Below are 7,955 nucleotides of genomic sequence, written 5' to 3' on the forward strand. Positions count from 1 at the left end.
ACACCATTTCGGTGGAGCTCAACGACGGTGGGACCGAGACGGTCACGTTCGACAACGCCATCATCGCCACCGGCAGCAGCACCCGCCTGGTTCCGGGCACGTCGCTGTCGGCCAACGTGGTCACCTACGAGGAACTGATCCTGTCCCGTGAGCTGCCGGAGTCGATCGTCATCGCCGGATGCGGGGCCATCGGCATGGAATTCGGTTACGTGCTGAAGAACTACGGCGTCGACGTCACCATCGTGGAGTTTCTGCCGCGCGCGCTGCCCAACGAGGACGCCGAGGTGTCCAAGGAGCTCGAGCGGCAGTTCAAGAAGCTGGGCATCAAGATCCTCACCGAGACGAAAGTCGAGTCCATCTCCGACAATGGCTCCGAGGTGACCGTCGTGGCCAGCAAGGGCGGTAACTCCCAAGAACTCAAGACCGCGAAGGTGTTGCAGGCCATCGGTTTTGCACCCAACGTCGAGGGTTACGGCCTGGAGAAGGCCGGCGTCGCGCTGACCGACGGCAAGGCCATCGGGATCACCGACTACATGCGCACCAACATCGAGCACATCTACGCCATCGGCGATGTCACCGGGAAGCTGCAGCTGGCCCACGTCGCCGAGGCTCAAGGCGTGGTGGCAGCCGAAACCATCGCCGGCGCAGAGACTTTGGCGCTCGGCGATTACCGGATGATGCCGCGCGCGACGTTCTGTCAGCCCAACGTCGCCAGCTTCGGTCTCACCGAGGAACAGGCTCGCGAAGACGGCCACGACGTTGTGGTGGCGAAGTTCCCGTTCACCGCGAACGGCAAGGCCCACGGTGTCGGCGACCCCACCGGATTCGTGAAGCTGGTCGCCGACGCCAAATACGGTGAGCTGCTGGGCGGACACTTGATCGGCCACGATGTCTCCGAACTGCTTCCGGAGCTGACGCTGGCCCAGAAGTGGGACCTGACCGCGACCGAACTGGCCCGCAACGTGCATACCCACCCGACCATGTCCGAGGCGCTGCAGGAATGCTTCCACGGCCTGACCGGGCACATGATCAATTTCTGAGATGATGCGCACCGTCACCCCCCAGACCATCGTGGGTGCCGTCGGTGGCCTGGCGACCGGTTATGTGCTGTGGTTGCTTGCCATTTCGCCCGGCGACAACGCGACGGCCGGCCAGTGGGGTCCGCTGGTGCTGCTGGCGTCGGTGGTGCTCGGCGCCTGCGCGGTGGTGTGGGGCTTGCGGCAACGCCGGCGCGACAAGCAGCCCTGGGCCGCGTTCGCCTTCGCCCTTCCGGTGCTGCCGGTGATACTGACGTTGGCCATCCTTGTCGACATCTACCTGTAACTAGCGCGGATGGTCCAGCGGAATTTCGAGCGCTGACATCGTTGCTGCCAAACCGTCGTATTGGCTTGCAAGCAAACAGAATTCGATCAGCTGCCGACGATCCAGGTGCGCGGCCAGCTGGCGCCAGGTGTCGGGAGTGACCGTCCGGTCCTTGACGAACTCATCCGTCGCCGCCAGCAGCGCCTGCTGACGCACGGTCAGGCGTGCCTCGACCGGGTCCAGTTTTTCCGGCCAGGCGAAGATCGCGGCCTGCAATTCGGCATCCAGCCCGGCCCTGCGGGCCATCCGGCGGTGATGCTGTAGCTCGTATTCGCAGGCGCGTAGATGCGCGACCCGCAAAATCACCAATTCGGTGTCGATGGTGGGCAGCTTCCCGCGCAGCAGCCGGCCCCCGTAGGCCAGCCAGGTCCAAAACAGCAATTGGCGCTGCCCCAGGGTGGTGAACAAATGCATCTCCGGGGCGCGCACGGTGCGCGCACCCAGCTTGGCGATCACCCAATTGATCGGTCCCAGTTGGCGAAACCGTCCCGCTGGGATGCGGCCGTCGGTCGCGCCACTCATGGTTGGGTCACCAGGTAGGGCGACACCGTGCTGCGGTGCTCGTCGAGATCGAGCGCACGGCCGAGCGCCGGGAAGGCGCGCTGTGGACAGTTGTCGCGTTCGCAGACCCGGCAACCGACGCCGATCGGTGTGGCCACTGTTCCAGGTTCTCCCGAGACGTCGAGTCCTTCCGAGTAGACGAGCCGGTGAGCATGTCGAAGCTCACAGCCCAAGCCGATCGCGAAGGTCTTACCCGGCTGACCATACCGCGCTGCGCGACGTTCCACGGTGCGGGCCACCCACATGTAGTTGCGGCCATCGGGCATCTGGGCGATCTGCACCAGGATCTTGCCCGGGTTGGCGAATGTCTCGTAGACGTTCCACAGCGGACACGTGCCGCCGCTGGAGGAGAAGTGAAAACCGGAGGCGGACTGACGTTTTGACATGTTCCCGGCCCGGTCCACCCGGACGAAGGAGAACGGCACGCCGCGCATCGACGGGCGTTGCAGCGTCGAAAGCCGGTGCGCGATGGTCTCGTAGCTGATCGAGTAGAACGACGACAGCCGCTCGACGTCGTAGCGGAAATTCTCCGCGACATCGTGGAATTGACGGTAGGGGAGCACTGTGGCCGCGGCGAAGTAGTTGGCCAATCCCAGCCGGGCCAAAGTGTGTGACTCGTCGCTGGTGAATTTGCCCTCCTCGACCAGCGTGTCGATCAGATCGCCGAACTCGAGATAGGCCAATTCGGCGGCCATCTTGAACACCTGCTGCCCTAACGACAGGTGGTTGCTGAATTCCAGCGTTTTAGTCTCCGGGTCGTAGCGGTGCAGCACCGTGTCGCCGAGATCGATCCGCCGGTTGATGTGCACCCCGTGTACCTCGGTGAGCCGGCGGGTCAGCTCCCGCGCCAAATCGCCGTGATGCAACCGCATTTTGATGGTGAGGTCTTCGGCGGCGGTGTCCAGCTCGTGTAGGTAGTTCTGCCGCTGGTAGAAGTAGTCGCGCACTTCCTCGTGCGGCATGGTGATCGACCCACTGCCACTGCCGTCGGAGAACCGGTCCTCGGTGGCGGCGGCAAGCTGCGCGGTGGTGATCCGGTAGCGCCGGTGCAGGTTGACCACCGCGCGGGCCAACCCGGGGTGGGCACTGACCATCTCGGCGACCTCGGTCGGGTCGACGTCGATGTCCAGGTCCCGGTCCATCGTGACTTCGCGCAACTCGGCGACCAGTCGGGTGTCGTCCTGGGAAGAGAAGAACGTCGCATCCACCCCGAACACCTCGGTGATGCGCAGCAGCACGGCCACCGTCAACGGACGGACGTCGTGCTCGATCTGGTTGAGGTAGCTCGGCGAGATCTCCAGCATCTGCGCCAGCGCGGCCTGGGAGAACCCGCGCTCGTTGCGCAGCTGGCGAACGCGGGAGCCGACGAAGGTTTTGGACACTTCACCGAGGCTACCGGCCCTGTGAAGATCTGGTTCGCAGAGTTGGCAGGGCAAACGGGCCGCGTCGGGATTGGTATCCGACGCACCTCGTTGGCATGATGCGTCCGACGCCGCAGGCCTTAGCCTGGGTTAGCCACGAGGAGGAACGGGGAGCGACGCCGTGAGCCTGGATAAACAACTGATGCCGGTGCCAGACGGCCATCCCGATGTGTTCGACCGCGAATGGCCGCTGCGGGTGGCCGACATCGATCGCACGGGCCGGCTGCGGCTGGACGCCGCGTGCCGGCACATTCAGGACATCGGGCAAGACCAGCTCCGCGAGATGGGCTTCGAGGAGACCCACCCGCTGTGGATCGTTCGCCGCACCATGGTTGACCTGATCCGCCCGATCGAGTTCCAGGACATGCTGCGCTGTCGCAGGTGGTGTTCGGGCACCTCGAACCGGTGGTGTGAGATGCGGGTTCGCGTCGACGGACGCAAGGGCGGGCTCATCGAGTCCGAGGCGTTCTGGATCAACATCAACCGCGAGACGCAGATGCCTTCGCGCATCTCCGACGACTTCTTGGCGGGGCTGCACAAGACGACCTCCGTGGACCGGTTGCGGTGGAAGTCGTATTTGAAGCCGGGAATCCGGGACGACGCGACCGAGATCCACGAGTTTCCGGTCCGGGTCACCGACATCGACCTGTTCGACCACATGAACAACTCCGTCTACTGGAGCGTGGTCGAGGACTACCTGGCGTCGCACCTGGAGCTGATGGAAGCGCCGCTGCGCATCACGATCGAGCACGAGGCGCCGGTGGCGCTGGGCGACAAGCTGGAGATCATTTCCCACGTCCACCCCGCCGGATCCACCGAACAATTCGGCGCCGAGCTGGCCGATCGCACTGTTACAACGCTCACATACGCGGTCGGCGACGAGGCGAAAGCCGTCGCCGCGATCTTTGCTCGGTAGCCCGACCGGGCCATCTTCGACAACACCGTCAATTACCGGCGTGACCTGCGGCTTTAGGGTTACTGGCGGGTAGCTTCTGAAACGGTTAAGTTAGTTAGCAACTTCGCAAGATTAACAAATTCGCGTGCTCCTGTTGCTTAAATTGGCAACTGAAACGGCTGGACCAGGCCCTATGGCCTGTGCCATCTTCGAGTTAGCACACCAGTGAAGTTGAGCCGCTAGCTACCGCCGGTGAGGCGTCCAGCAACTCAGTAGTGAAGATCGTGAAGGAGCATGCCCAATGTCTGTCGTTGGCACCCCCAAGAGCGCCGAGCAGATCCAGAAGGACTGGGACACCAACCCGCGTTGGAAGGATGTCACCCGGACCTACACGGCCGAGGACGTCGTCGCCCTGCAAGGCACCGTTGTCGAGGAGGCCACCCTGGCCCGCCGCGGCGCCGAGGTGCTGTGGGAGCAGCTGCACGACCTGGAGTACATCAACGCGCTGGGCGCCCTGACCGGGAACATGGCCGTGCAGCAGGTGCGCGCCGGCCTGAAGGCCATCTACCTGTCGGGTTGGCAGGTCGCCGGTGACGCCAACCTGTCCGGCCACACCTACCCCGACCAGAGCCTGTACCCCGCCAACTCGGTGCCGCAGGTGGTGCGCCGGATCAACAACGCGCTGCTGCGTGCCGACGAGATCGCCAGGGTCGAGGGTGACACCTCGGTGGAGAACTGGCTGGCGCCGATCGTCGCCGACGGTGAGGCCGGTTTCGGTGGTGCGCTCAACGTCTACGAGCTGCAGAAGGCCATGATCGCCGCCGGTGTGGCGGGATCGCACTGGGAGGACCAGCTGGCCTCGGAGAAGAAGTGTGGCCACCTGGGCGGCAAGGTGCTGATCCCGACCCAGCAGCACATCCGGACCCTGACCTCGGCCCGACTGGCTGCCGACGTGTGCGACGTTCCGACCGTCGTCATCGCCCGCACCGACGCCGAGGCGGCCACCCTGATCACCTCCGACGTCGACGAGCGCGACCAGCCGTTCATCACCGGCGAGCGGACCAAGGAAGGCTTCTACCGGGTCAAGAACGGTCTCGCGCCGTGCATCGCGCGGGCCAAGGCCTACGCCCCGTACTCCGACCTGATCTGGATGGAGACCGGCACCCCGGACCTCGAGCTCGCCGCCAAGTTCGCCGAGGGCGTCAAGGCCGAGTTCCCCGACCAGATGCTGGCCTACAACTGCTCGCCGTCGTTCAACTGGAAGAAGCACTTGGACGACTCCACCATCGCGAAGTTCCAAAAGGAGCTTGCGGCAATGGGATTCAAGTTCCAGTTCATCACGCTGGCCGGCTTCCACGCCCTGAACTACTCGATGTTCGATCTGGCCTACGGTTACGCCCGCAACCAGATGAGCGCCTACGTGGAGCTGCAGGAGCGCGAGTTCGCCGCCGAGGAGCGTGGCTACACCGCCACCAAGCACCAGCGCGAGGTGGGCGCCGGTTACTTCGACCGCATCGCCACCACGGTTGACCCGACCTCGTCGACCACCGCGCTGACCGGCTCCACCGAAGAGGGCCAGTTTCACTGAGAATGAAATGAAGTAGCGTAGGCCCCGCCCAGCTAGGTCTGGGCGGGGCCTATTGCGGTGCAAGACGATACGACACCGGAGAAATACATTGAGTGACGCAACGATTCAGCGAGTAGGGGTTGTCGGGGCCGGCCAGATGGGGTCCGGCATCGCCGAGGTCTCGGTGCGCGCGGGTGTCGACGTGACCGTCTTCGAGACCACCGAGGCCCTCATCACGGCCGGACGCAACCGGATCGTGAAGTCGCTGGAGCGCGGCGTCAGCGCCGGCAAGGTAACCGAGCGGGAACGCGACCGGGCGCTGAGCAAGCTCACCTTCACCACCGATCTGAAAGACCTCGCCGACCGCCAACTGGTCATCGAGGCGATCATCGAGGATGACGCTGTCAAGGCACAGGTTTTCGCCGAACTCGACCGCGTCATCACCGACCCCGACGCGGTGTTGGCGTCCAACACCTCCAGCATCCCGATCATGAAGATCGCCGCGGCCACCAAGAACCCGCAGCGCGTGCTGGGTTTGCACTTCTTCAACCCGGTCCCGGTGCTGCCGCTGGTCGAGTTGGTCAGCACGTTGGTCACCGACGACGCCGCCGCCGCGCGCACCGAAGAATTCGCCAGCGCGGTTTTAGGCAAGCAGGTCGTGCGCTGCTCCGACCGATCCGGATTTGTGGTGAACGCGCTGCTGGTGCCATACCTGCTGTCGGCGATCCGCATGGTGGAAGCCGGCTTCGCCACCGTCGAAGACGTCGACAAGGCCGTGGTGGCCGGGCTGTCGCACCCGATGGGGCCGCTGCGGCTGTCCGACCTGGTTGGGCTGGACACCCTAAAGCTGATCGCGGACAAGATGTTCGAGGAGTTCAAGGAACCCCAGTACGGTCCACCGCCGCTATTGCTGCGCATGGTGGAGGCCGGTCGGCTCGGCAAGAAGACCGGCCAGGGCTTCTACACCTACTGAGCACCACCCGATAACTCACCGGTGCCTGGGTGACCGGCTTATTGACGTATCAGTTAGTATGCTCGGGTTAAATTGGACGAAAGGTTTGTGCCGAGCATGACAGGATTGGAACCCTATTACGAGGAGTCGCAGTCCATCTACGACGTCTCGGACGAGTTCTTCGCATTATTTCTAGACTCCACAATGGGCTACACGTGCGCCTACTTCGAGCGTGACGACATGACGCTCGAAGAAGCGCAGATCGCCAAATTCGACCTGGCGTTGGGGAAGCTGAACCTCGAACCCGGGATGACGTTGTTGGACATCGGTTGTGGCTGGGGCGCCACCATGCGGCGCGCCATCGAGAAATATGACGTCAACGTCGTGGGCCTGACCCTGTCGGAGAACCAGGCCGAGCACGTGCAGAGGTCCTTCGACGAGATGGACACCAGCCGGTCCCGACGGGTGCTGCTGGAGGGCTGGGAGAAGTTCCACGAGCCGGTGGACCGTATCGTGTCGATCGGCGCGTTCGAGCACTTCGGCCGGCAACGCTACGGCCGCTTCTTCAAGATGGCCTACCACGCGCTGCCGCCTGGCGGAGTGATGTTGCTGCACACCATCGTTCGGCCCTCGTTCAAGGATGCCCGGGCCAAGGGTATGAAGCTGACCCATGAGATCGTTCAGTTCTCGCAGTTCATCCTGGCCGAGATTTTCCCCGGGGGTTGGCTCCCGACGCCTCAGACCGTCGGCGAATACGGTGTCACGGTGGGCTTCGAGTTGACCCGGGTTCAGTCGCTGCGCCTGCACTACGCCAGGACGCTGGATCTATGGGCTGAGGCGCTCGAGGCGAATCGAGACCAGGCGTTGGCTATTCAGTCCAAAGAGGTTTACGACCGCTATATGAAGTACCTGACCGGCTGCGCGAAGCTGTTCCGTCAGGCCTACACCGACGTCAATCAGTTCACGCTGGAAAAGTAGCCGCCCCGAATAGCAAATCAGCCCCGAACGGATCACCGTTCGGGGCTGACTCGATTCGCTCTACTTGACCAATGTGAATTGCCCCACATTGCTGATGCCCCTGCGGAAGAAGTTCTCGCAGCCCGTCAGGTAGTGCATGTAACGGTCGTAGACCTCTTGGGACTGGATGGCGATCGCCCTGTCCTTATTTGCTTCCAGATTGGCCGCCCAACCGTTGCC

General features: G+C 63.6%; 9 protein-coding genes. 6 read left to right on the top strand and 3 right to left on the bottom strand.

Annotated features, from left to right (window positions below; translation table 11 throughout):
- A partial coding sequence (locus tag A5625_RS00405) for an NAD(P)/FAD-dependent oxidoreductase (protein ID WP_066988420.1) occupies nt 1-1,040 on the top strand: 1,040 nt, incomplete at its 5' end.
- Between the two features lies 1 nt (nt 1,041).
- A complete protein-coding gene (locus A5625_RS00410; protein WP_066988421.1) occupies nt 1,042-1,323 on the top strand; it encodes a hypothetical protein in 282 nt (93 codons plus the stop codon).
- On the opposite strand, the gene A5625_RS00415 is transcribed toward A5625_RS00410, so the two are convergent.
- Nucleotides 1,324-1,884, bottom strand: coding sequence for a carboxymuconolactone decarboxylase family protein (locus tag A5625_RS00415; protein ID WP_066988422.1), 561 nt, complete (start codon nt 1,882-1,884; stop codon nt 1,324-1,326).
- On the bottom strand, nt 1,881-3,305 hold the full coding sequence (gene ramB, locus A5625_RS00420; RefSeq protein WP_066988423.1) for an acetate metabolism transcriptional regulator RamB: 1,425 nt from the start codon (nt 3,303-3,305) through the stop codon (nt 1,881-1,883). The genes A5625_RS00415 and ramB overlap by 4 nt, the downstream gene beginning before the upstream one ends.
- 160 nt (nt 3,306-3,465) lie before the next feature.
- On the opposite strand from ramB, the gene A5625_RS00425 reads away from it, so the two are divergent.
- The 4 genes from A5625_RS00425 to A5625_RS00440 all read left to right on the top strand — a co-directional run bounded on the left by A5625_RS00425 (nt 3,466) and on the right by A5625_RS00440 (nt 7,736).
- A complete protein-coding gene (locus A5625_RS00425; RefSeq protein ID WP_066988424.1) occupies nt 3,466-4,260 on the top strand; it encodes an acyl-[acyl-carrier-protein] thioesterase in 795 nt (264 codons plus the stop codon).
- A gap of 280 nt (nt 4,261-4,540) precedes the next feature.
- A complete protein-coding gene (aceA, locus tag A5625_RS00430) occupies nt 4,541-5,827 on the top strand; it encodes an isocitrate lyase (protein WP_066988425.1) in 1,287 nt (428 codons plus the stop codon).
- Between the two features lie 88 nt (nt 5,828-5,915).
- Nucleotides 5,916-6,779, top strand: a complete 864-nt coding sequence (locus tag A5625_RS00435; RefSeq protein ID WP_064884002.1) for a 3-hydroxybutyryl-CoA dehydrogenase — start codon at nt 5,916-5,918, stop codon at nt 6,777-6,779.
- Nucleotides 6,780-6,875: 96 nt separating this feature from the next.
- A complete protein-coding gene (locus tag A5625_RS00440; RefSeq protein ID WP_066988426.1) occupies nt 6,876-7,736 on the top strand; it encodes a cyclopropane mycolic acid synthase family methyltransferase in 861 nt (286 codons plus the stop codon).
- Nucleotides 7,737-7,796: 60 nt separating this feature from the next.
- On the opposite strand, the gene A5625_RS00445 is transcribed toward A5625_RS00440, so the two are convergent.
- On the bottom strand, nt 7,797-7,955 hold a 159-nt coding region (locus A5625_RS00445), incomplete at its 5' end, for a class I SAM-dependent methyltransferase (protein ID WP_197515895.1).

The sequence above is a fragment of the Mycobacterium sp. 1465703.0 genome (genome assembly GCF_001672975.1).
In the GTDB taxonomy this organism is placed as follows: Bacteria; Actinomycetota; Actinomycetes; order Mycobacteriales; family Mycobacteriaceae; genus Mycobacterium.

What these genes read in the sequence shown, in the direction of transcription:
- aceA (WP_066988425.1), top strand. Translation starts at nt 4,541, where the DNA reads ATGTCTGTCGTTGGCACCCCCAAGAGCGCCGAGCAGATCCAGAAGGAC.
- A5625_RS00415 (WP_066988422.1), bottom strand. Translation starts at nt 1,884, where the DNA reads ATGAGTGGCGCGACCGACGGCCGCATCCCAGCGGGACGGTTTCGCCAA.
- A5625_RS00440 (WP_066988426.1), top strand. Translation starts at nt 6,876, where the DNA reads ATGACAGGATTGGAACCCTATTACGAGGAGTCGCAGTCCATCTACGAC.
- A5625_RS00410 (WP_066988421.1), top strand. Translation starts at nt 1,042, where the DNA reads ATGATGCGCACCGTCACCCCCCAGACCATCGTGGGTGCCGTCGGTGGC.